This window comes from Patulibacter minatonensis DSM 18081 (genome assembly GCF_000519325.1).
Classification (GTDB): domain Bacteria; phylum Actinomycetota; class Thermoleophilia; order Solirubrobacterales; family Solirubrobacteraceae; genus Patulibacter; species Patulibacter minatonensis.
In genome coordinates, this window is sequence record NZ_KI912613.1 from 2279232 (window position 1) to 2301802 (window position 22571).

General features: G+C 75.7%; 20 protein-coding genes and 2 tRNA genes. 13 read left to right on the top strand and 9 right to left on the bottom strand.

Annotated features, from left to right (window positions below; genetic code table 11):
• Positions 1-104 precede the first annotated feature (104 nt).
• Entirely contained in the window at positions 105-974 is an 870-nt protein-coding gene (locus PATMI_RS0110480; RefSeq protein WP_026910862.1) for an SDR family oxidoreductase, read from the top strand.
• A 122-nt stretch (positions 975-1096) separates the two neighbouring features.
• Here PATMI_RS0110480 and PATMI_RS29070 read toward each other — a convergent pair whose 3' ends face one another.
• The 3 genes from PATMI_RS29070 to PATMI_RS0110495 form a co-directional block, all read right to left on the bottom strand.
• Entirely contained in the window at positions 1097-2041 is a 945-nt protein-coding gene (locus tag PATMI_RS29070) for an alpha/beta hydrolase (RefSeq protein WP_036725665.1), read from the bottom strand.
• A gap of 296 nt (positions 2042-2337) precedes the next feature.
• Positions 2338-3006, bottom strand: a complete 669-nt coding sequence (locus tag PATMI_RS29075; RefSeq protein WP_051471323.1) for a TVP38/TMEM64 family protein — start codon at positions 3004-3006, stop codon at positions 2338-2340.
• 96 nt (positions 3007-3102) lie between these two features.
• Positions 3103-3176: transfer RNA gene (locus PATMI_RS0110495), tRNA-Val, on the bottom strand.
• Between the two features lie 99 nt (positions 3177-3275).
• On the opposite strand from PATMI_RS0110495, the gene PATMI_RS0110500 reads away from it, so the two are divergent.
• Positions 3276-3614 carry a hypothetical protein gene (locus PATMI_RS0110500; protein ID WP_026910863.1) on the top strand — a complete coding sequence of 113 codons (339 nt, stop codon included), beginning with the start codon at positions 3276-3278 and terminating at the stop codon, positions 3612-3614.
• A gap of 214 nt (positions 3615-3828) precedes the next feature.
• Here the strand turns inward: PATMI_RS0110500 and PATMI_RS37365 are convergent, their stop codons facing one another.
• Positions 3829-5103: a hypothetical protein gene (locus tag PATMI_RS37365; RefSeq protein WP_169738351.1), complete on the bottom strand. Its 1275-nt coding sequence runs from the start codon at positions 5101-5103 to the stop codon at positions 3829-3831.
• An 87-nt stretch (positions 5104-5190) separates the two neighbouring features.
• Between PATMI_RS37365 and PATMI_RS37370 the strand changes: the two genes are divergently transcribed.
• The 3 genes from PATMI_RS37370 (at position 5191) to PATMI_RS29080 (ending at position 7514) form a co-directional block, all read left to right on the top strand.
• On the top strand, positions 5191-6105 hold the full coding sequence (locus PATMI_RS37370) for a glycosyltransferase family 2 protein (protein WP_026910865.1): 915 nt from the start codon (positions 5191-5193) through the stop codon (positions 6103-6105).
• Between the two features lie 141 nt (positions 6106-6246).
• Positions 6247-6320: transfer RNA gene (locus PATMI_RS0110515), tRNA-Asp, on the top strand.
• Positions 6321-6557: 237 nt separating this feature from the next.
• Complete coding sequence (locus tag PATMI_RS29080) at positions 6558-7514, top strand: SDR family NAD(P)-dependent oxidoreductase (protein WP_157260708.1); 957 nt, start codon at positions 6558-6560, stop codon at positions 7512-7514.
• A gap of 134 nt (positions 7515-7648) precedes the next feature.
• On the opposite strand, the gene PATMI_RS0110525 is transcribed toward PATMI_RS29080, so the two are convergent.
• The 5 genes from PATMI_RS0110525 to PATMI_RS0110545 all read right to left on the bottom strand — a co-directional run bounded on the left by PATMI_RS0110525 (position 7649) and on the right by PATMI_RS0110545 (position 12882).
• Complete coding sequence (locus PATMI_RS0110525) at positions 7649-8788, bottom strand: hypothetical protein (protein ID WP_036727610.1); 1140 nt, start codon at positions 8786-8788, stop codon at positions 7649-7651.
• A gap of 4 nt (positions 8789-8792) precedes the next feature.
• Positions 8793-9638, bottom strand: coding sequence for a hypothetical protein (locus PATMI_RS0110530; RefSeq protein WP_026910867.1), 846 nt, complete (start codon positions 9636-9638; stop codon positions 8793-8795).
• Between the two features lie 37 nt (positions 9639-9675).
• Positions 9676-10320, bottom strand: coding sequence for a hypothetical protein (locus PATMI_RS0110535; protein WP_157260709.1), 645 nt, complete (start codon positions 10318-10320; stop codon positions 9676-9678).
• A gap of 512 nt (positions 10321-10832) precedes the next feature.
• Positions 10833-11048, bottom strand: a complete 216-nt coding sequence (locus PATMI_RS0110540) for a heavy-metal-associated domain-containing protein (RefSeq protein ID WP_026910869.1) — start codon at positions 11046-11048, stop codon at positions 10833-10835.
• A 157-nt stretch (positions 11049-11205) separates the two neighbouring features.
• The gene (locus PATMI_RS0110545; protein WP_026910870.1) at positions 11206-12882 is read right to left on the bottom strand and encodes a hypothetical protein; all 1677 of its coding nucleotides are present in this window, start codon (positions 12880-12882) and stop codon (positions 11206-11208) included.
• Between the two features lie 128 nt (positions 12883-13010).
• Between PATMI_RS0110545 and PATMI_RS0110550 the strand changes: the two genes are divergently transcribed.
• From PATMI_RS0110550 to PATMI_RS0110595, 8 genes are all read left to right on the top strand, one after another.
• A complete protein-coding gene (locus PATMI_RS0110550; RefSeq protein ID WP_084269851.1) occupies positions 13011-14048 on the top strand; it encodes a lysophospholipid acyltransferase family protein in 1038 nt (345 codons plus the stop codon).
• On the top strand, positions 14045-16153 hold the full coding sequence (locus PATMI_RS29085) for an AMP-binding protein (RefSeq protein WP_026910872.1): 2109 nt from the start codon (positions 14045-14047) through the stop codon (positions 16151-16153). Before PATMI_RS0110550 ends, PATMI_RS29085 begins: the two co-directional genes overlap by 4 nt.
• Positions 16154-16402: 249 nt before the next feature.
• On the top strand, positions 16403-17674 hold the full coding sequence (locus tag PATMI_RS34355; protein WP_051471325.1) for a TetR/AcrR family transcriptional regulator: 1272 nt from the start codon (positions 16403-16405) through the stop codon (positions 17672-17674).
• Entirely contained in the window at positions 17671-18912 is a 1242-nt protein-coding gene (locus PATMI_RS34360; RefSeq protein ID WP_051471327.1) for a TetR/AcrR family transcriptional regulator, read from the top strand. Before PATMI_RS34355 ends, PATMI_RS34360 begins: the two co-directional genes overlap by 4 nt.
• Positions 18909-19523 (top strand): TetR/AcrR family transcriptional regulator, encoded by a 615-nt coding sequence (locus tag PATMI_RS0110580; RefSeq protein ID WP_051471329.1) that lies wholly within the window; start codon positions 18909-18911, stop codon positions 19521-19523. The genes PATMI_RS34360 and PATMI_RS0110580 overlap by 4 nt, the downstream gene beginning before the upstream one ends.
• Positions 19524-19593: 70 nt before the next feature.
• The gene (locus PATMI_RS0110585) at positions 19594-20868 is read left to right on the top strand and encodes a winged helix-turn-helix domain-containing protein (protein WP_026910874.1); all 1275 of its coding nucleotides are present in this window, start codon (positions 19594-19596) and stop codon (positions 20866-20868) included.
• 40 nt (positions 20869-20908) lie between these two features.
• On the top strand, positions 20909-21235 hold the full coding sequence (locus PATMI_RS0110590) for a helix-turn-helix transcriptional regulator (RefSeq protein ID WP_026910875.1): 327 nt from the start codon (positions 20909-20911) through the stop codon (positions 21233-21235).
• Positions 21225-22460, top strand: a complete 1236-nt coding sequence (locus tag PATMI_RS0110595) for a type II toxin-antitoxin system HipA family toxin (RefSeq protein ID WP_026910876.1) — start codon at positions 21225-21227, stop codon at positions 22458-22460. Before PATMI_RS0110590 ends, PATMI_RS0110595 begins: the two co-directional genes overlap by 11 nt.
• The last annotated feature ends 111 nt before the right edge of the window (positions 22461-22571 follow it).

Below are 22571 nucleotides of genomic sequence, written 5' to 3' on the forward strand. Positions count from 1 at the left end.
CGCCGTGCATAGCAAAACACAAGCACTATCGAAAAGTTTGTGCAATGCTTTCGGCAGGCGGTCGACTCGGCCGCGCATCCCTACCCCGCACCTCGGAGCACCACATGACCACCATCGCCGTCACCGCCGCCACCGGACAGCTCGGCCGGCTCGTCGTCGCCGCCCTGCTGGACCGTGGCGTCGAGCCCGGGTCGATCGTCGCGGCGGTCCGCACGCCCGAGAAGGCCGCGGACCTCGCGGCGCTCGGCGTCGACGTCCGCGAGGCCGACTACACGCGGCCGGACACGCTCGTCGCGGCGCTGCAGGGCGTCGACCGCGTGCTCGTGATCTCGTCGGACCAGATCGGGGACCGCGCGGCGTCGCAGGCGAACGTGGTCGCCGCCGCCGAACAGGCCGGCGTCGCGCTGCTGGCCTACACGAGCATCCTCAACGCGGACTCCACCGCGATGCTCCTCGCCGCCGACCACCGGGCGACCGAGGCCCGCCTCCGCGAGTCCGACCTCCCGGTCGTCCTGCTCCGCAACGGCTGGTACACGGAGAACTACACCGGCCAGCTCGCGACGACGCTGGAGCACGGGCTGGTCGGCGCCTCGGGCGACGGCCGGGTCCAGGTCGCGCCGCGGAAGGACTTCGCCGAGGCGGCCGCGATCGTCCTGACCGGCGACGGCCACGAGGGCCGGACCTACGAGCTGGCCGGAGACGATGAGCTGTCGATGCCCGAGCTCGCGACCCTGTTCGCCGACGCCACCGGGCGCGAGGTCGCGTACCAGGACGTCCCGGTGCCGGTCCTCGCCGAGATCCTCGCCGGCGCCGGGCTCCCGGCCCCGCTGAACGAGATCCTCGCCGACTCGAGCGCGGGCGTCGGGCGCGGCGAGCTGCAGAACGGCAGCGGCGACCTCGCCCGCCTTCTGGGCCGCCCGACCACGCCGGCCGTCGACACGGTCCGCGAGGCGGCCGCCGCCGTCGCGGTCTGATCGCGGCCGCGGTCCGGCCGCGGTCGGCCAGGCAGGCGACGGGGGAGCGGTCCCGGCGGATCGTGCGTCCGGTCACCCCGTTCCGGCCCGGCCGACGCATGCCGGCCCGGTCCGGACCGCCCTCAGGCCAGCAGGTCCTTGAGGGCGGCCAGCGCGGCGTCGCGGGCCTCCCGCGCCGCCGGGCTGAGCGGGGCCAACGCCAGCCAGCCGTGGATCAGCGACGGGTTCTCGAGGTGGCGGACCGTCACGCCGGCGGCCGCCAGGGCCTTCGCGTACGCGTCGCCGTCGTCGCGCAGCGGGTCGAAGCCGGCGGTCGCCACCACTGCGGGGGCGAGGCCCTCGAGGTTCCCGGACGCCGGCGCGGCCCGGGCGTCGGCGAGCCCCGCGGCGATGTCCTGCTCGCCGGCGTACGCCTGCTCGAACCAGCGCATGTCGGAGGCGGTGAGGAAGTAGCCCTCGCCGTTCTCCTCGTGCGACGGGTAGGTGGTCGCCGGGTCGGTGACCGGGTAGATCAGGAGCTGGGCGGCGAGCGGGAGCCCCGCATCGCGTCGGGTCTGCGCGACGACCGCCGAGAGGTTGCCGCCGGCCGAGTCGCCACCGACGGCGAGCCGGTCGTCGCCGCCGAGCTCGTCGAGGTGCTCGCCGACCCACGTCGTGGCCGCGATCGCGTCCTCGACGGCGGCCGGGAACGGGTGCTCCGGTGCGAGGCGGTAGTCGATGCTCACCGTCACGACGTCGGCGCCCGCGGCGACCGCCTTGACCTGTCCGTCGTAGCTGACGGCGTCGCCGAGCGCGAAGCCGCCGCCGTGGACGAAGACCAGCGTGGCGTGGGGGCCGGGGGTCGCGGGCCGGTAGACCCGGGCGGGGATCGGTCCGGCGCCGGACGGGATCTCGATGGTCTCCGGGTCCGGCACGCCGGTGGGCGCCTCGGCCATCGCGAGGCCCCCGAGCATCTGCGCCATCAGCGTGCGGGCGGCAGCGATGTCCCCGCCGGCCATGAGGCCTCCGGACGCGCCGTTCGCCTCCATCTGGTTCAGCAGGGCGGCGATCGGCGGGTCGAGCGGCATCGGGCGATGCTACCGCGGGTCGCGATCGGGCCCCGGTGCCCCGCCGCGGCGGACGTCGACCGCTGGACGAGCGCCTACGCGCCAATATGTAGTTTCTCGTGCAACTTTCGTAGGTTCTGTGGACACCCGGCGTCTTCGTGTTCAAGCGCCCACCGCGGTGGGCGCCACGCCCGAGCTTCACGCCGGGCGGGACAGGCATCGAGGGCACGGTCGGCGATGGGGGATCTCGACCGTGCCCCCGAGCTCTTTCGTCTCCCGCGGCCCACCGGCCGCCACCTCGCAGGAGCAGGACCCGGTCAGACGGCCGTGCCGGCGCGTGCGCGCTCCCGGCGGACCACGAGCCACGCGAGGATCAGCCCGAGGGCGCCGGTCGCGATGTTCAGCCCGATCGCGAACAGCGCGTGGGGTCCGGTCAGGTCGTCCGCGTTGGCGCCGAGCAGCGCGTAGGAGAACCCGCGCGGGCCCGAGGCGACGAGCGTCCCCAGCGCGACGTCGCGGGTCCGCACGCCCGCCAGCCCGAAGGCGTGGGAGAACGGCCCGTCCGGGACGGCGGGGAGCAGGCGCTGGATGACGACGGCGGAGAACCCGTGGCGCCGGGCGAACGAGGTGATCGCCCGCATCCGCTCGCCCGAGACGACGTCGAGCGCGTCCCCGCCGGCGCGCGCCGACGCACCGCGGGCCAGCACCGCGGTGACGACCGCGGCGGCGAGCGACAGGAGCGCACCGGTCGCGGCGCCGAAGAGCAGCCCGGCGGTCGCGGCGAGCACCGCGCCCGGGACGAGCGCGGCGCCGAGGATCCCGGAGACGACGATGTACGCGGCAGGCGCGGCGATCCCGACCTCGTCGACCCACGAGCGGATCCGCTGGGCGTCCAGCACACCACCGAGGTTGAACAGGACGAGCAGGACCGCGAGCGACGCGGTCAGCGCGGCGAGGCGCAGGAGGGCTGCGCGACGCGCGGACATCGGGGCACATGATGCCGGTGTCCGGCGATCCGGCCGTCACCCGCGGATCGACGCCCCGGCGATCGGGACCCGGGGCCGGCGTGCCGGGCGGAGGAGTGGGCGCGGCCCGAGTCGAACGGGCGACCTCCCGGGTGTAAACCGGATGCTCTGACCAGCTGAGCTACGCGCCCGGAGGCTGCTGCAGGGTACCGCGCGTCCGGCCGCGGTGGCGGGCACGCACGCACCGGGTCGGCACGGTGGACGTTCCGCGCTACGCTGGGTCCTCGCCCATGTCGGACACCTCGAAGATCGCGAAGAACCTCCAGGCGTTCCAGATGGCCATCAACGCCCACGACCGGGAGAACCCGACGCACAACGCGTACGGGATCGGCCTGGCGGCGTTCGACATGGACCGTCTCGGGCTCGACGAGGGCGAGCAGATCCTCCCGGGGATCACCATCCACTGCGACGCCGGCGTCTCCGGCAACTTCCGCGTGCTCTGCGACGGCGACCACGACGAGGACCTGGAAGAGGTCGAGGAGGCCGAGGTCGTCGAGGCCGTCAGCGTTCGCTCCGGTGGTCGCTCGGACGACGGGCTCGACACCATCCCGCCGCCGTCGGAGTGGTGAGCGGGACCGCGGCGGGCTGACCGTCGCGGGCGCGGGGCGGTCCGCGCGTCGGGCGCCGCAGCCCGCCGCGCGCGGACCGGCCACGGCGCCGGACCTCGCGCCTCACCGGAGGGTGCGCGCCACCGACGACGACGGGCCCCCGAGGGGGCCCGTCGTCGTACCGCACCGAGGTGCCGGTCGAGGGCCCGCGGCCGGGGGCCGCGGGCCCGGAGGCTCAGGAGTCCTGCGACCCGTCCTCGCCCTCGGGCGTCTCGGCGGGCGTGCCCTCGGCCTCGGCCAGGGCGGCGCGGAGCTTCGCGCCGAGCTCGCCGCCGATGCCGGACTCGCCGACGGAGAAGACGCCGCCCGGGATCGGGGGCTCGCGACGCTCGCGACGTCCACCACGGTCGCCGAAGCCGCCGGGGCCGCCGCGACCGGGACCGCCGGGACCACCCGGGCCGCCGGGACGCGACGGGCGCCGGGGTGCGGCGGCGGAGCTGACGTCCTGCGGGCGGGCGAGGGAGAGGAGCGCCCACGCGGCCTTCTGGTCCTCGCCACCGGAGACGGTGACGTCGACGCGGCGGGCGCGCTCGGCGTAGACCTGCTGCGCCGGCCGGTCGCCCTGGAGCGCCGTGTTCACGCGGGCGATACCGAGCAGCTCGATGGCGGCCTTGACCTGCTCGCGCTGGTCCTGCGTGCCGCTGACCGCGCGGCGGGCGATCGAGACGATGTCCCGGGCGCGGACGGCCGCGAGGACGATCCAGGCGGCCTGGTCGTCGGTCTCCGGCGTGGCGCCGTAGGCGCGGCGGCCGAACTCGCGGCCCGACGAGCCCTCGCCGGCGAGGATGTCGGCGACCTCGAAGCGGCCGGCCGTCTCGACGGCCCAGGTGATGGCCTCCGGGTCCGGGTCCATCGCGCGCAGGATCTCGAGGCGCTGGCGGAGGAAGACCTCGTCCCACGCGAAGCGGCGACGACCCCCGGGGCCGCCCTGCCCGCCACCGCGGCCGGAGCGCTTGCCGCGCGACCGGCGACGCTTCTTCTTCTCGCCGCCCTGGCCCTGCTCGCCGCCCGGCGCCTCGCCCTCCGTCGACGGTGCGCTGTCGGCAGGTGCGTCGCCGTCGATCGGCGCCTCCGTGGCCTGCTCGCCCGTCGGGGCGTCGGTGGCCGACGGAGCCGGCTCCGAGCCGGTCTGCTCGGCGGGTGCGGCGGCGTCGCCCGCGGGTGCGTCATCCGCGGGCGCGGTGCCCGCGGGGGCGGTGTCGGCGGCCTGCGGGTCTGTGGTCGTCACCGCCGGGGAGGCCGCGGCCGGCGGGCCCGCGGCGGCGGCGTCGATCGCGGGATCACCGCCGCCGGAGGCGGAGCCGTCGCCGGCAGGGGCTTCGGGGGCGGCGGCCTCCGCGGCCGGGGCGGGTGCCTCGGCGTCGGGGGCCTGCGGGGCCGCGGCGTCCTGCGGGGTGCCCTCGGGCACCTGCGGATCGACCTGCGGCTCGGAGTCTTCGGGAGCAACCACGGGACCGCAACGCTACCGCGCGACCCGCACGGGCGCAGCCGCCCGTGCTCGTCGTCGCCCGCACGGGCCTGGGATAGCCTCCCGGGGGTGCCGGTCGGTGTCGTCATCCCCGTGTACGGGTTCAGCCCCTACCTCGCCCAGACGCTCGACGCGGTCGTGGGACAGGACACGCCCCCCGCGGACGTGGTGGTCGTCGACGACGGCTCCCCGACCCCGGTGGCGCTGCCCCCCGAACGGGAGGGTCGGATCCGCCTGGTGCGCCTGGACGAGCGGTCCGGTCCGGGCGCGGCCCGCAACGCCGGCGTCGCGGCGCTCGCGCCGGCGGTCGACCTCGTCGCGTTCTGCGACCACGACGACGTGTGGAGCCACGGCTACCTCGCCGCGCACGCCCGGGCGCTCGCCCATCACCCCGAGGCCTCCATCCTGACCGGCGACACGCTCATCGTCGGGCCGGACGACCGGGTCACCGGCGAGCAGTGGCAGGGGCTGCACCGCGGAGGCCACCGGCCCGAGCTCGTGCTGCCGACGATCTACGAGCGCCATCCGCTCTGCACCTCGGCCACCGTCGTCCGACGCTCCGCCTTCGACGACGTCGGCGGGTTCGACGCCTCGCTGCCGCAGGCGGAGGACCTCGACCTGTGGCTGCGGCTGCTCGCCGACGACCACGGCCTGGTCTCCGTCCTCGGGGCGACCGTCCGCTACCGGCGCCATCCGTCGGGCCTGACCCACGACCTCGTCTCGCTCGCGGAGTCGCTCCTGCGCGTCCACCGGCGGCACGCCGGGCACGTCCGTGAGACCGTCGCGCGACGCGCCGAGGCGGCCGACCGGCGCGGGCGGGCGGCCGGGCTGGCACGGGTCGGGCGCTACGACGAGGCCCGGGAGGAGTACGCCGCGGCGGACGCGCTGCTGCCGCCGCTCCTCGGCGAGCGGCTCCGCGCCGGCGTGCTGGCGGTCCCCGGGCTGCGCGCACGCGTCGGCCGGCGACGGCCGTACGGCGTCTGACCGTCGGGGGTGGATCCCGCGGATCCGGGTCGACGGGCACCGCAACAGCGTTCGCTCACCGGCCGTGAACCCGCGCCACGACTGGTGATCCGGGGCGGCGGACACGGCGCACCCGATTCGTGCATACTTCTCGTTCCCCGAGGGGGCGTAGCTCAGTTGGTTAGAGCGCTGCCCTGTCACGGCAGAGGTCGCGGGTTCGAGTCCCGTCGCTCCCGCTCCCAGAGGGATCAGAAGCCCCCGCATCGTCGGGGGTTTCGTCGTTCTCGGGCACCTCGTGGCGAACCGGACCGGCGGGGCGTGACCCGACCGTCCGCCCGGACGCGCCGCGACGGCTCCGGGGCGCGGTCCGGTCGGTCCCACCGCCGCCCGGTGGGTGCCGCGAAGGACGCGATTGTCGTTGCTACCGGCGGTAGGTATGGTGCCCCCATGCCCCGGAACCTCGGTCCCCGCTCGTGACCCGCCGCCGGAAGGGTCGGCTGGACGACGTCCGCCACGGCCTGCTGACGCTCGGGTCGCGGACGCCGAACACCCCCGGGCGCATCGTCCGCCGGATCGCCGCCGGCGGGCTCGCGGGCGCCGTCCGCGGGAAGGTCGTGCTCGTCACCGGCGCGTCGTCGGGGATCGGCGAGGCCACCGCGCTGCGCCTGGGCGAGGCCGGTGCGACGGTCGTGCTCGTCGCGCGCTCCGAGGACGCCCTGCGCGACGTCGCCTCCCGCATCGAGTCCGCCGGCGGGCGTGCCGACGTGCGTCCGTGCGACCTCACCGACCTCGACGCCGTGGGGCGGCTGACGGACGCGGTCCTCGCCGACCATGGGGCCGTCGACGTGCTCGTCAACAACGCCGGTCGCTCGATCCGGCGGGCGATCGCGGACTCCTACGACCGCATGCACGACTTCGAGCGGACGATGCAGATCAACTACTACGGGCCGGTGAAGCTCACGCTCGGCCTCCTTCCCGCGATGCGCGCCCAGGGCCGCGGGCAGATCGTCAACGTGCTCTCCGAGGGACTCCTGCTCCAGACCCCGAAGTTCGCCGCCTACCTGGCGTCGAAGTCGGCGCTCGACTCGTTCTCTCGGTGCGTCGCCAACGAGGTCCGCGGCGACGGCGTCCGGATCACGGGCGTGCACATGCCGCTCGTGCGCACCCCGATGATCGCGCCGACGAAGGCCTACGCCCGCGTCCCGGCGCTCCGCCCGGAGGAGGCCGCGGACCTCATCTGCGAGGGCATCGTCACCCGGGCCTTCGCCGTCACGGCCCGCGAGGGCATCGCGCTGCAGGTCGCCCGGAGCCTGGCTCCGGGGACGCTCGAGGCCGGCATCTCCCTCGTCACGCGACGGCTCGGCGGTCCCGCCGGGCGCACGGGCGGCGTGGAGGCGACGGGCGAGCGGCGCATCCCGGCCGAGCGCTGAGGCGCACCCGGCCGGCCGCTGCCGGTGGTGCAGGAGCCTGCCGGCGGGCGGGAGGAATCGGCAGCGGTCAGGTCGACCGCCGCCGGTGGTGCAGGAACCTGTCGTCGGACAGCACGAATCCGCAGCGCGCCGGGTCAGACGGCCGCCGGGCCGCCGGCCGGTCCGTCGTCGCCCGTCGTTCCCGCCCCGTCCTTCGACGCCAGCAGGCCGAGGTAGGCGGTGCGGGCCTCGAACGTGCGGGCCATCTGGTCCGTCAGCTCGTCGAGGAACTCCTCGCGGTACGCCGAGTCGGTGAGGACCGAGATCGCGTAGTAGAGGCCGGAGAGCGCGCCGATCGCAGCCGATACCCGCAGCAGCTCGTGGGTGATCCGCACCGGGACCCCGACGTCCGGCGGTGACCAGGAGACGACCTCGCCCTTCGTCCCGATCCACGACTCGGTGACGTCGGAGCCGATCACGAGCATCCCGAAGGCGACGAAGAACGCCGTGATCGCGACCGTCACGACCAGCACCTGCAGGCCGTGGCTGATCAGCATCACGAGGCCGACGTTCGCCCGCTGCGGCCGGCGCAGCGGCTCGACGTCGGTCTCGGACTCCGCGGCGACACCGGCCTCGAGCGCCCGCACCTCGCGCGGGATCCGCACCGCGAGGAACGCCAGGACGACGAGGAACAGGAGCGTGCCGGTGGCCAGCATCGAGACGTCCTCCATCTCCCCGAACACCTGCCACATCTCCGTGTTGATGAAGAGGACCACGGCGAACAGCAGGAGCAGCGGCAACGCCCGGGCCAGGAGCGCGACCGACTGCGCGAGCTGGCCCGCCAGCCGTCGGATCGCCCACAGGACGATCGCGCCGATGCCGAAGCCGAAGCCCAGGGCGACGACCCCGAGCACGAAGAGGTTGCCCGCGGCGGTGACGACCGCGCTCGCCCACTGCCCGTTGAAGACCAGCGGCAGGGCGGCGGGCACCAGGACGAACCCGGCGAGTTCCGCCGGCCCGAGGTCCTCGGGGATCGTCAGCGCCGGCCGTCCGCGCCGTCGGTTCACGAGCGCCACGGCGACGAGCGAGAACGCCACCGCCCCCGCGATCGCAGCGAGGTTCAGCAGCACCGGCCAGTCGAGGTTCAGCGCCCCGAGCAGCTCCACGACGAAGATGAGGGCGAGGAGCGGGAACGCCCGGTTGAAGGCGTCGGTGCGCGCGGACCAGTCCTCGATGAAGAGGGGGAGCCCGGCGCGCCGGAACTGCTGCTCGTAGCGCTGAAGCTCGCTCTCCACGCCGTCATCCAACCGGCCGCGCCGGACGACGCCCCGCGCCGCGACCACCGGCGACGGCGGCGACGAGCGCGACGGCGAGCCCCGCGACGGCCAGCACCAGGGCGTCGGTGCGCAGGCCGCCGAGGAGCTCGTCCCACACGGCGGCGGCCACGTCGCGGTCGCCGCCCGAGAGCCCCGACAGGGTGATGGTGCGTCCCACGAGCTCGGCGACGAGCAAGAAGGCGGCGGCACCGAGCACCCCGAGCCCGCAGCGCAGGGCGGTCGGGCCGCGGGCGGGGGACACGAGGAGCGCCAGGAACAGCGCGGCCGTCGCGGCCAGCAGGAACGGGCGGCCGAGACCGCTGAGGCGCTCCGCGCGCTCGGTGCGGACCGCGGCCGTGCGACTCCGTTCGAACCGGAAGATCGGGACGTCACCGGCGCGTCGCAGCACCGTGGTCACGGGGGCGGGCAGCGGCCCGGTCGCGCTCGTGGTGATCCCCGCGACGTCGGTGACGGTGAACGCCACGGTCCAGCGGCGGTCGTCGAGGGTCCGTTTCAGCCCGATGCGTGCGGTCTCGCGCCACGCGCGGCGGAAGCCGTCGGAGCCGACGACGGCGGCCGCACGGGGCGCGACCGCGGACCGGACCGTCGGCGCGGCGGCGGGGGCGACCCGCGTCACCTCGCGCGTGATCGCCCGGACCGCCGCCTCGGAGAGCGCGTCGCGCACGGCGGCGCGACGGAGGACGGCCTCGGCGTGTTCGGCGAACGCCGCGGGTCGGGTGGCCTGGTGGACCTGGCGCAGCGGGAGGCCGAGCGCCACGAGGAGCGTGCCCAGGAGGACGAGGAGCACGGCGGCGTGACGGCGGGCCACCCCGGCATCGTCGCAGGGCCGCGCGACGGCGCGCGGGTCAGCCGGCGAGGGCCGTGACGCCGGCGTCGCGCAGCTCGACGGGCATCGTGATCGACCGGCGGTCGGTCGACAGGCGGTCCACGAGCGCCACGCCGGTGTCGCACCAGGGGCAACGGCGGTCGCCACCGACGAGGACGTGCTCGGTGCAGTCCGGGCACCAGCCGCGCTCGATCGCGTGGTCCTCGAGGCTGGCCGGGTCGATCCCGGCGCGCTCGGCGATCGTCGCGCACACGTGGGTGACGCGCGCGCCGTTGCCGGCGCGGCCCATCGTGATCTGCTCGACGAACCGGGAGCCGCGGGGGAGGTCGATGCCGAGGTCGGCCGCGAGCCGGTCTGGTCCGCGCTCCACGAGGAGGTCGCCGAGCCGGGCCTGGAGCGTGCCGGCCAGCGGCACGTGCAGCACGGCGAACGTCTCCGGCCCGTGGGTGACGATGTCCTCGACGCTGCCGCGCTCCAGGAAGTGGGCGTGCTGCCCGCGCGTGGTCCGCATCGCGACGACCGCCCCGAGCCGGCGCCGGCACAGCCGGAAGCGCGTGCACGTGGCGTCCACCCCGTGACGCTCGACCGAGGAGCGCAGGAGCAGGGCCGTGGGGCGGATGTCGACCCGATCACGGGCCGGCGTGGTGGCGGATGGAGCACTCATAGGGGGACGGCCGACCGACGGGCGGGGCCCGTCGTCCCGGTCCGGGTCAGCATACGTCCGCGGCGGTCCCGTGTGTGAACGGTGTAGACGATGGGAACGCCCGTGGCGCCGTCCATCACGGTCGTCCGAGGCGACCCAGCGGTCTTCCGCACGGCGTGCGTCGTGTCCGCGCCGCCCGGTCGCCGAGGTCCACCGATCGGTGGACGTCGTGGCGCAGGAGACCTCCACCGATCGGTGGAGGCGGAGGCGCCGGGTGCTCCGGGCGACTCCGGGCCGATGCGGTCCGTCGCGCGAGGACCGTCGCGGGCCCGGTGCTGGGATGCGTACGGGGCCGGCGCCGTAGTCATGCGACCCGGAGGTACGTTCCGTCGCGTGCTCGATCTGGGACCTGGGAGGTACCGGATCGGGAACGGGGGTCGGCCGGCCTGGCGGTCCGGGGTCGCGTGCTCGATCTGGGACCTGGGAGGTACCGGATCGGGAACGGGGCCGGACGCGGTCCGCGACCGCGCTCGTCAGTCGACGACCTTGTAGCCGGCCTCGGTGACGGCGGCCACGACGGCCTCCTCGTCGACGTCGCTCCCGTGGACCGCCACACGACCCGTGGCGAGATCGACGTCCACGGCCGAGACCCCGGCGACCTCGGAGACCTCCTCCGTCACGGAGGCGACGCAGTGCTGGCAGGTCATGCCCGTCACGACGTACTGCAGCGGGGCTTCGGCGGTGCTCATCGAGGGGGTCCTCCGGGATCGGCGTTCATACCCAAGGGGGGTATGGATCGAGGCTAGCACCGTCGCCCGCCCCGCCCCTGCGGGCGCGGCGTGGTCCAGGGCGGCACCGCCCGAACGGCCCGCGCCGCCCGGGCGCGCGGCCCGGCCGGCCCCACCATCACGGGGTGACGGGGAACCGGCGGTACGTCCGGGTCTCGGACGTGCGCCCGCCGTACCGCGTCGTCGCGGAGGCCCGGACGCGCAGCGTGACCGTGCTCGACGCCCGGCGCCGGATCGCCCGGTCGAACCGCGCGGTCAGGCCGACGTCGAGCGTCCGCGCGCCGCGGCGGCGCAGCAGGACGGTGGCGGTCTGCGACCCGCTGCCGCCACCGGTCACGCGCAGCGGGAACGTCGCCCGGCACGCCCGGCTGCAGTCCACCGGGATCCGGACGCGGCCGGGGGTCGTCGACAGGTCGAACACGGGGCGCCCCCACCGCAGCACCGGCGGTCGGGCCCCGCTGCGCGTCGAGCGGTCGCGACCCCCGCGGCGCAGGACCGCGACCTGGGGACGGCCGTCGGACACGCGCGGGAACGCCAGGATCGCGCGTCCGCCCCGGGCGGCGGCGAGCGGGCGGGACGACGGGCCGTCGAACAGGCCCGGGAGGTTCCCGCCGCCCAGCGCCGAGACGGCACGGGGCGCGTCGAACGATCGGCGCCCGGGCGTGCGGACCGCCGTGTGGACGGCGTCGTGGTACCCGAACGCGATCACGGCACCGCCGTCCTCGGCGACGGCCGCGCGGACCGACGGGCTGATCGTGCGGTCGCCGGCGACGCCCTTCGCGTTGATGACCCGCGGGACCCGGACGGTGCGCAAGGGCTTCGCGCCACGACGGCCCGCCGCCCGGACGGCGGTGTTGAGCTCGCTCGGGCCCCGGCGCCACGCGACGAGCCGCTCGCTCCCGGCGACGGCGACGGCCGGCGAGTCCACGACCGCCGCGGTGTCGAGCACCCTGGGTCCCGCGAAGGCACCCGGACCGGGGCGGTCGACGGCGATCAGCTGCCGGAGCGGCTGTCCCGCCGGCTGCGCGACGGCGGCGGCGAGCACCCGGCCCCGGGATCCCGCGGCGACGGCCACGTCGGTGGCCGGGGCTCCGAGGATCGAGCCCGACGGCGTCGTGCCGTCGGGCTCGCGCACCCGGACCTCGGCCACGCCGTCCCGCAGCCAGCCGGCGATCGTGGTGCCGTCGTCGCCGATCGCGATCGACAGCGCGGACGAGCCGGGGGCGGAGACGGCGACCGGTGCGCTCAGCTCCCCGCCGGCAGGACGGACCTGCAGGTACGACGTGCCGTCGACGGCGGTCAGCCCGACGGCGACGTCCCCGCGGGCGTTGCGCGCCGTCCGGAGCGTCGTCGACCCGGCGGGGGCGGGCAGGCCGATCGGTGGTCCGAACGCCGCGCCGGCCCCGCGGACGTCGAGCTCGGGCGGGGCGTAGAACTCCGCGGACCCGGGCGGCGCGACGCGCGAGCCGACGACGGCCGACGAGCCGCGCGCATCGACGTCCAGGTCGATCGCGGAGAGCCCGGCGAGGTCCGTCCGGCGGCTCCCGACCGCCGTCCCGCGGAGGACCCGGGCGCCGAGCACGACGCGGTCGCCCGCCGTCGGCGACGGGTCGGTCTGCCCCAGGACCGCGCCGTTCCCCCGCCCGTCGATCGCGACGGCGACGGGCGCGAACCCGTCGCCCGGGAGCGACCGCGGCGTCGTCCAGCCGGCCTGCGCCGCGGGCGCGACGACGAGGCCGGCGAGGACGAGGCCCCCGACGATCAGGGATGAGCGGGGCGGCGGGACGGCACGCATCCTGCACGGGTACCCCGTAGACCGGACCGGTACCGCCGGGCACCGTCGACGCCCCTGCGTCCGGGGGGTACCCTCCGTGCGTCCGCGACCCGGCGCCGCTCCCGCGGACCGGCCGCCGACGACCGCACATGCCGCGCTCCTCCCCGCCGACCGACGCCATCCCCGAGCCGGTGACCGTCACCGAGCCCCGCCGGGCCGGCCGTGGCCTCGTGCCCGCCGTCGCCGCCCGCGGGGTCCGCGGCGCGCTCGACGGGCTCGTCGCGGCGGCCGGGCAGGTCGGCCGCACGGCGCTGGCCCCCGCGGCCGCCCCGGCCCGGGGGATCCTCGCCGCAGCGGGGGCCGCCGCCCGCGCCCGGATCGGCCGGGCCGACCTCGACGACCGCGACAGCCTGCTGGTCCGGGACGTCATGCCGGTGGCGTGGATGGTCGCCAGCACGTGGTTCCGGGCGGAGGTCCGCGGCCTGCACCACATCCCGCGCGACGAGCCGGTGCTGCTCGTCGGCAACCACTCCGGCGGCAACGTCACCCCGGACTCGTTCGTCTTCGCGCTCGGGTTCGCGAGCCACTTCGGGCCCGAGCGCCCGATGCACGTGCTCGTCCACAACCTCGTCTCCGCCTACCCGGGGCTCGGGTTCCTGCGGCGCCTGGGCACGCTGAACGCGGACCCCCGGGTCGCGAAGGAGGCCCTCGCGGCCGGGTCGTGCGTGCTGGTCTACCCGGGTGGCGACCACGAGGCGCACCGCCCGAGCACGCAGTCCACGCGCATCGACTTCGGCGGACGCTCGGGCTTCGTCCAGCTCGCCCTCGACGCCGGCGTCCCGATCGTCCCCGTCGTCTCGATCGGCGGCCAGGAGACGGCGCTGTTCCTCGGCCGGGGCGAGCGGCTCGCCACCTTCCTCGGTGCGGACCGCCACCTGCGGCTCAAGTCGATGCCGATCTCGCTCGCGTTCCCGTGGGGCCTGAACGTCGGCGATCTCCTCGGGCACGTCCCGTTGCCGTCCAAGATCGTCGTGCAGGTGCTGCCGCCGATCGACCTCCGCGCACGCTTCGGCGAGCACCCGGACCAGCAGGAGGTCTACGACCACGTGACCGGCACGATGCAGGAGATGCTCACCGAGCTCGGGCGTCGACGGCGGATCCCGGTCGTCGGGTGGGAGCGCCGATGAGGCTCGCGGAGCGCATCGACGTGCCCGTGGCGCCGGAGCGGGCGTGGCGGACGATCATCGACCCGCGCGTGATCGCGCGGACGCTGCCGGGACTCGTCTCCTTCACGGTCCTCGGCGAGGGACCGCTGAAGCAGGGCACCCGGGTCCGGTCCGTCCTCGCGATCGGCGCCGCGGAGCTCGGGTCCGAGCTCGAGGTGACGGTGCTCCGCGACGGACGCGACCTCGTGGCCGTCGGCGTCACCGGCATCGACCTCCACGTCGCCGTGCGCGTCCGGCCCCAGGGCGACGGCGCCCGCATCACCGTGCGCGCCGGCTACAACCCGCCCGGTGGCGTGCCGGGCGCCCTGGCCGGGCTCGTCGCGCTGCCGGAGATGCGGCGCCGCCTGCGCGAGATGCTCCGCGGCGTCGAGCGCCTGCTGCTGTCCGAGGAGCCCGCCCAGCCGCTGCCGGGACCGCTCCAGCTCGCGACGTCCGCCGTCCGGTCGGTCCGTGTGCTCGGCCGCGCGGGGATCCTGCGCCCGATGCGCCCGGACAAGTACGCCACGATCGCCCGCCAGTTCGCGCGCTGGGGGGCGACGCCGGCCGGCGCGTACGCGGCCGCGGCCACCCGCGACCCGCACCGGATGGCGCTGATCGACGGCGACCGCGCGCTGACCTACGCGGAGCTCGACCAGCGCAGCACGGCGCTGGCCGTCGCGCTCCGCGACCGCGGGGTCGCGGAGGGGCACCGGGTCGCGATCGTCTGCCGCAACCACCGCGGGTTCGTCGAGGCGCTCGTCGCGGTCAGCAAGGCCGGGGCCGACGCGCTGCTCGTCAACACCGGCTTCGCCGCGCCGCAGATCCGCGCGGTGTTCGACCGGGAGCGCCCCACGGCGCTCGTCTGCGACGCCGACCTGCTGGGCGTCATGGACGAGGCCCTCGGGGCGGCGACGGGGGCGCAGGGTGCGCGGGGCGCGGACGGGATCTCCCGGGTCGTGTCGGCGTGGGACGAGGACCACCCGCCCAGGAGCGGCGTGCGGTCCCTCGAGGAGCTGATCGTCGAGGGCGCCGACCGTCCGCTGCCGGCTCCCGGATCGCCGGGGCGCGTCGTCCTGCTGACGTCCGGCACGACCGGCGTCCCGAAGGGCACCCGCCGCGCCCGCGTGTCGCTCGACGCGCCCGTCTCGTTCCTCGACCGCATGGCGTACCGCGACGGGGGCACCTTCCTGATCGCGCCGCCGCTGTTCCACGCCTGGGGGTTCGCGAACCTCCTGATGGCGCTGCTGCTCGGGTCCACGGTCGTGCTGCGCCGGGACTTCGACCCCGAGGACGTCCTGCGGTCCGTGGCGCGCCACGGCGTCGACGTCCTCGTGGCGGTGCCGGTGATGCTCGGGCGGATCCTCGAGCTCGACCCCGCCGTCCGGGACGGCTACGACGTCTCGCGGCTGCGCGTCACCGCGTCGTCGGGCTCCGCGCTCCCCGGGGACCTCGCGACCCGGTGGATGGACGCCTTCGGTGACGGCCTCTACAGCCTGTACGGCGCGACCGAGGTCGGCTGGGGTGCGATCGCCGACCCGGCGGACCTCCGCGCCGCGCCCTCGACGGCCGGCCGGATCCCGCGCGGCGCGTCCGTCCGCATCTTCGACCGCGGCGGCGTGCCGCTGCCCAGCCACCGCACCGGGCGGATCCACGTCGGCGGCGGGATGACGAACGACCGGTACACCGACGGCACGCGGCTGCCGCAGCGGGACGGGCTGACGCAGACCGGGGACGTCGGCTACCTCGACGACCTGGGCCGCCTGTTCGTGCTCGGCCGCGAGGACGACATGATCGTCTCCGGCGGCGAGAACGTGTACCCGCGCAGCGTCGAGGACGTGCTCTCGGCGCATCCCGCCGTCTCCGAGGTCGCCGCGATCGGCGTACCGGACGACGTCTACGGCGAGCGGATCGCGGTGTTCGTGGTCAAGGCCCCCGGGGCGCGGCTGAGCGCGAAGGCGGTGCGCGACCACGTCCGTGCGGAGCGGCCCCGGTTCGAGGTCCCGCGCGATGTCGTGTTCCGGGACGCGCTGCCGCGGAACGCCACGGGCAAGATCCTGCGGCGCGAGCTCCGGGCCGCAGGGAGCTGATCTCCGGTTCCCCGAAGAGCTCCCGGGGGCCGGACCCGACGATCCGATCCCGCTGCGCAGGACGTCCCGATACGCTCGGAGGGTGAGCGTCGGTCCCCCACCCGCGAGCACGCCCCGCCTCCCGGGAGCGTCATCGATCCCGGCCCGTCCCGGTGGCCGTCGTGCATCCGGCATCGCCGCGGGCCGCGTACCCGCGACGGTCGACGTGCCCCGCCCCGCCTCCTTCCCCGGCGCCCGAGCAGGTGCCCGATGAGCCGCCGTCCCGGTGAGCCGCACGCGCCCGACGCCGCGGTCGAGCTCGAGGGTCGCGTCCTGCCCGGTGCTGGTCTGACGGTCGCCGAGCGGATGGCGATGGAGGCCGCGGTCCCGGAGCTGAAGCCGCGGGTGCGCGAGATCGTCGACGTCGCCCGGGAGATCCTCGACGAGGAGGGCGTCGACGCGATCTCGATGCGGGCGATCGCCACGCGCCTCGAGGTGCGGGCGCCGTCGCTCTACAAGCACCTGCCCGACAAGCAGGCGATCCTCGACGTCCTGACCGCGGACATCCTGCACGAGAACGGCGTCGTCATGCGGGCGGCGATCGCCGGCACCGACGACCCGGTCGGCGCGATCTTCGCGGCCTTCCGCCGGTGGGTGCTCGAGCACCCCGAGCGGTACGCCGCGTGCATGGCCGGACCCCTCGCCGACACGCCGCTCGTCCGCTCGGCGGCGCTCTACAGCGGCGACCCGCTGCGCTGGATCATGCGCGACGACCTCGACGGCGCGATCACGTTCTGGGCGTTCGCGCACGGCCTGGTCGACCTCGAGATCCGCGGTCGGCTGCCCGCGGTGTACGACACGGACGTCCTGTGGTCGTGGGGCGTCGCACGGCTCCGGCACGCGGACGACGGCGCGGCGACGCCCGACGTCCGCGCCGAGGACGCCGCGGCCGCCGCCCGGCGCGGGCTGGTGCCGGTGCCGGAGCCGCTGTCCGAGCGGGCGGCCCGCATCGTCGACGCCGCGCGCGAGCTCCTGGACGCCGAGGGCGAGGAGCGCATGTCGATGCGCGGGATCGCCGACCGGCTCGACGTCCGCGCGCCGTCGCTCTACAAGCACTTCCCGGACAAGGAGGCGCTCGAGAAGGCGATCATCGCCTCGGTGCTCGACGAGCAGGCCGCGCTGTGGCGCGCGGCCTCCGCCGACGCCCGGGCCGCGGGCGAGGACCCGCTCCTCGCGATCATCGAGCGCTTCCGCCTGTGGGCGCTCGAGCACCCCCACCTGCACCGGCTGGTCACCGTCGGGCCGCCCGACCGCGGGCCGCTGGTCGCCTCCGCGGAGCTCCAGGCCTCGCTGCCGCTGCTCGACGCCTGCGACGGCAGCGGGGTCGCCGCCGTCAGCGTGTGGGCGTTCGCGTGCGGGATGATCGATCTCGAGCTCAAGGACCGCATGCCTCCGGGCTACGCGCTCGACGCGATCCGGCGTCGCGGCGTCGGCGCGCTCCGCGCCACGCCGTTCGCGCCGGCGGAGGGGTCCGACCGATGAGCACGGACGCCGAGCGGGAGCTCGGGGGGCGGGTGCTCCCCGGTGCCGGGCTGTCCGTCCCCGAGCGGCTGGCCGTCGAGGCCGCGGTCCCGGAGCTCAAGCCGCGGGTGCGCGAGATCGTCGACGTCGCCCGCGTGCTGATGGAGGAGGAGGGCGTCGCCGCGCTCTCCATGCGCGCGATCGCCGGCCGCGTCGGCATCCGCGCCCCCTCCATCTACAAGCACCTGCCGGACAAGCAGGCGATCCTCGACGTCCTCGTCGCCGACGTCCTGCGCGAGAATGGCGACGTCCTCCGCGAGGCGATCTCCGGTGCGGACGACCAGCTCGGGGCGTTGCTCCACGCGTTCCGGCGCTGGGCGCTGGCGAACCCCGCCGGCTACGAGCTGGTCATGGACGGGCCGCTCGGCGACTCGCCGCTGGTGATGTCCGCGGCGCTCCACAGCGGTGATCCCCTGCGCTGGGTCATGCGCGACGACCTCGAGGGCGCGATCGTCCTGTGGGCCTTCGCGCACGGTCTCACGGGGCTCGAGATCTCCGGGCGCATGCCGGTCCCGTACGACCCCGAGCCCGTGTGGGCGTGGGGCGTCGAGCGGCTGCGCCACCCCGAGGACGACACCCCGACCCCCGCGGTCCCGAGCGTCGGACCCGCGGCCGCCGCGCAGTTCCGCGCGCAGCTGCCCGACGACGTCGCGTTGACCCCGCGCGCCGCCCAGATCGTCGCGGTCGCCCGCGACCTGCTGGAGGAGGAGGGCGAGGAGGGCATGTCGATGCGCCGGATCGCCGCGCGGCTCGGCGTGCGCGCGCCGTCGCTCTACAAGCACCTGCCCGACAAGCAGGCCCTGGAGAACGCGATCGTCGCGTCGATCCTCGACGACCAGGCCCGGGACGCCCGCGACGGCCTGGACCGGGCCGACGCCGAGGGGCTCGACCCGCTGACCACCATCGTCGACGGGCTCTACGCGTGGGCGCTCGAGCACCCCGCCCTGCACCGGCTGAACCTGCGGGGCCCGCTCGACCCGGGACCCCTCGTCCGGTCCGCGGAGATCCGCTCCGCCGGGCCGCTCCTGCGGGCGTGCGGCGGCGACGGGGTGGCCGCGGTCACGATCTGGGCGTTCCTCGTCGGGCTGCTCTCGCTCCAGATCAACGGCCGGATCCCGCCCGAGTACGAGCTCGACGCCGTCCGGCGCCGGGGCGTGGAGGCGCTCCGCCCGTCGGCGAGCCCGGCGGACGGCGCGTGAGCAGCACCGCCCGACCACAGCGGGTCCTGACGTCGTCCGACGACGACCTGCGCGAGGTCCGCGAGGAGGAGCTCGCGACCCTCGAGGTGCCGGTCCTCAGCGACCGTGCGCAGCAGATCGTCGAGGTCGGCCTGGAGCTCCTGGAGGAGGACGGGCCCGAGGGCGTGTCGATGCGGCTGGTGGCCGCGCGCCTGGGCGTCCGGGCCCCGTCGCTCTACAAGCATCTGCCGGGCAAGCAGGCGATGGAGAACGCGATGATCGCGATCGGCCTGCGGCGTCAGGGCGCGGCGTGCGAGCAGGGCATGCGCGAGCACGAGGACGACCCGCTCTGGGGCGTCGTCACCGCCTTCCGCCGGTGGGCGCTCGACCACCCGCACCTCTACGAGCTGATGATGGCTCAGCCGCTGGACCCCGGGCCGCTGGTGCGGTCCGCGGAGCTCACGGCGGGCCGGGCGATCCGCGAGGTCATGGACGGCGACGTCGTCGGCGCGCTGACGATGTGGTCGTTCGGGCACGGACTGGTCGCGCTGGAGCTCAACGGCCGCCTGCCTCCCGGCGCGGACGTCGAGCAGCTCTGGCGTCGCGGCACCGACGCCCTCCGACCGCGCTGAGCCCGCGGCCGCGGACGGTGGTCGTCCTCGTGCGCACGGGACGGCCGACGCCGCGGACTACGATCGCCCGGTGACGTCGTCCCAGACCCCGTTGCGCCTGACGGTCCCGCAGGCCCGTCGCATCGCGCTGGCCGCGCAGGGCTTCGCCGACCGGCTGCACCGCAACCCGCCCGGGACGCCGACCGGGGCGCACCTGCAGCGCGTGCTCGACCGGGTCGGGCTGCTGCAGATCGACTCGGTGAACGTGATCGCGCGGGCGCACCTGCTGCCGGTCTTCAGCCGGATGGGGCCGTACGACTTGGCGCTGCTGGAGCGCGCGACGGCCCGCCGGCCGCGGCGCCTCGTCGAGTACTGGGGTCACGAGGCGTCGTTCGTGCCGCCGGAGACCCACCGGCTGCTGCGCTGGCGGATGGCCCGGATCGCCGAGGAGGGCTGGGGGATGATCCGCCGGGCGGGCGAGCAGCCGGAGCTCCTCTCCGCGGTCGAGGCGGAGATCGAGGCCCACGGGCCGCTGACCGCGGTCGAGCTCGAGCGCCGGCTGGAGGCCGATGCCGAGGCGGGGCTCCTCGACCTCGGGAACCGCCAGGGCAACGGCTACGCGTGGAACTGGTCGGGCATCAAGCGCGCCCTGGAGTACCTCTTCTTCACCGGGCGCGTGACCTCCGCCGGCCGCACGCCGCAGTTCGAGCGCCGCTACGACCTGCCCGGGCGCGTCCTGCCGCCCGCCGTCCACGAGGCGCCCGACCCCGAGCCCGCGGACGCGCAGCGCGAGCTGATCCGGATCGCGGCGCAGGCCCACGGCGTGGCGACGGAGCAGTGCCTGCGCGACTACTTCCGCCTGAGCCCCGCGCAGGCGAAGCCGGCGATCGCAGCACTGGTCGAGGTCGGCGAGCTCCTGCCGGCGACGATCGACGGCTGGAAGCGCCCCGCGTACCTCCACGTGGACGCCCGCCGTCCCCGCACGGTCGACGCCCGCGCGCTCCTGGCGCCCTTCGACCCCCTGATCTTCGAGCGGACCCGCACCGAGCACCTCTTCGGCTTCCGCTACCGCCTGGAGATCTACGTGCCGCGCGAGAAGCGCGTCCACGGCTACTACGTCCTGCCGTTCCTCCTCGGCGACCGCCTCGTCGCCCGCGTGGACCTGAAGGCCGACCGCGCGGCGGGCCGCCTGCTCGTGCGGTCGGCGCACGTCGAGGGCCACGTCCGCGACCGGGAGCACGTGGCGACGGAGCTCCACGCGGAGCTGCGGTCGATGGCCGGCTGGGTCGGGCTGGGCGAGGTCGTCGTGGAGGACCGCGGGGACCTCGCGCCGGAGCTGGCGCGGGCGGACTCCGGAAGTCCTTGAAAAGGGACACAACGGTCGTAAGGTCCCGTACGATGGACTCATGGGCAGGAAGACCATCTCACCGGTCGCCCGGCACGCCGGCGATTTGCTGGGGGCGTCGGTCCGTGCGGGGCGGATCGATCGAGGGTGGACGATCGACCTGCTCGCCGAGCGCGCACAGGTCGACCGCAAGACCGTGATGAGGGTCGAGCGCGGGGATCCGGGTGTCGCACTGGGCACCGCGCTCGACTGCGCGTCGTTGGTCGGCGTCGCCCTGTTCTACGACGACGAACGCCGCCTCGCGGCAGAAGTGGCCCGCGGGAGGGCCCCGTTGATCGGCCGTCGCGTCCGCCCCGCGGCGGGCCCGGAGCCGAATCTTGACTTCTGAGGCCTACGTCTGGGCGTGGTTGCCGGGCGCGACGGAGCCGGTCCCGGTCGGCGTGGCGCGGGAGCGTGGGCCGCTCGTCGAGTTCGCGTACGGATCCCGGTATCTGCAGCGCGCCGACGCGATGGCGCTCTGGGACGAGGAGCTCCCGCTGCGGGGCGGCTTCCAGGAGCCGCTGCCGGGGCTCCAGATCGCCGGCTGCCTGAGCGACGCCGGCCCGGACAGCTGGGGGCGCAGGGTGATCCTCAACCGACTCGCGGGCCGTGATGCCGACTTCGACGCCCTGTCGCCGCTCACCTACCTGACGGCGGCGGGACCCGATCGCATCGGTGCGCTGGACTTCCAGCCGTCCCCGCGGGAGTACGTTCCTCGCGGGTCGCCGTCGGCGTCGCTCGGGGACCTCCTGGAGATGGTCGAGAACGTCGAGATGGGTCGGCCCGTGCCCGCTGCCCTCGAGGACGCCGTGCGGGCCGGATCGTCGGTCGGCGGCGCGCGACCGAAGGCGCTCCTGCGGGACGGTCCGCGAAGCCTGATCGCGAAGTTCAGCGCCCCGACAGACACGTGGCCGATGGTCCGCGGCGAGTTCCTGGCGATGCGGATGGCCGCCCGGTGTGGCCTAGACGTCGCGGAGGTGGAGCTCGAGCGGGTCGCCGATCGCGACGTCCTGCTGGTCGAGCGCTTCGATCGCGTGCCCGGGACGACGCAGCGGCGCGCTGTCGTCTCGGCGCTCACGCTGCTGCAGATCGGGGAGATGTGGCCGGCGGCCGCTGCCTATGGCGATCTGGCGGAGCTGATGCGCCGCCGATTCTCGGCGCCGCGAGAGAGCCGGCGGGAGCTGTTCTCGCGCATGGTCTTCAACGTCCTGTGCGGGAACACCGACGACCACGCCCGCAACCACGCGGCATTCTGGGATGGTCGGGAGCTGACGCTGACCCCGGCCTACGACATCTGCCCCTTCCTGCGCTCGGGAGGGGAGGCGTCCCAGGCGATGCGCCTCGGCACCGGCGAGGACCCCGGTCGCCTGTCCAACGTGGGGGAATGCGTCGCTCGAGCCGACCTGTATGGCCTGACCCGGGACGACGCGCTCGAGATCGCCCACGCCCAGCTCGACACCATCCGCGCCGCCTGGGACGAGGCCTGCGACGAGGCCCGCCTCGCGACCACTGAACGTCGGCTCCTGGGCCGGGTCTTCCCGCACGAGTACGCGCTGTACGACCTGGAGGGGTGAGCCGACGCGCTCTGGGCAGAATCCTGCCTCGCTCGGAACTCTGGAGCCGCAGCGAGGCGGGACGGTCGCCCGGGCGACTGCACTCGGTGGGGAACGGGCTGGGACAGACGA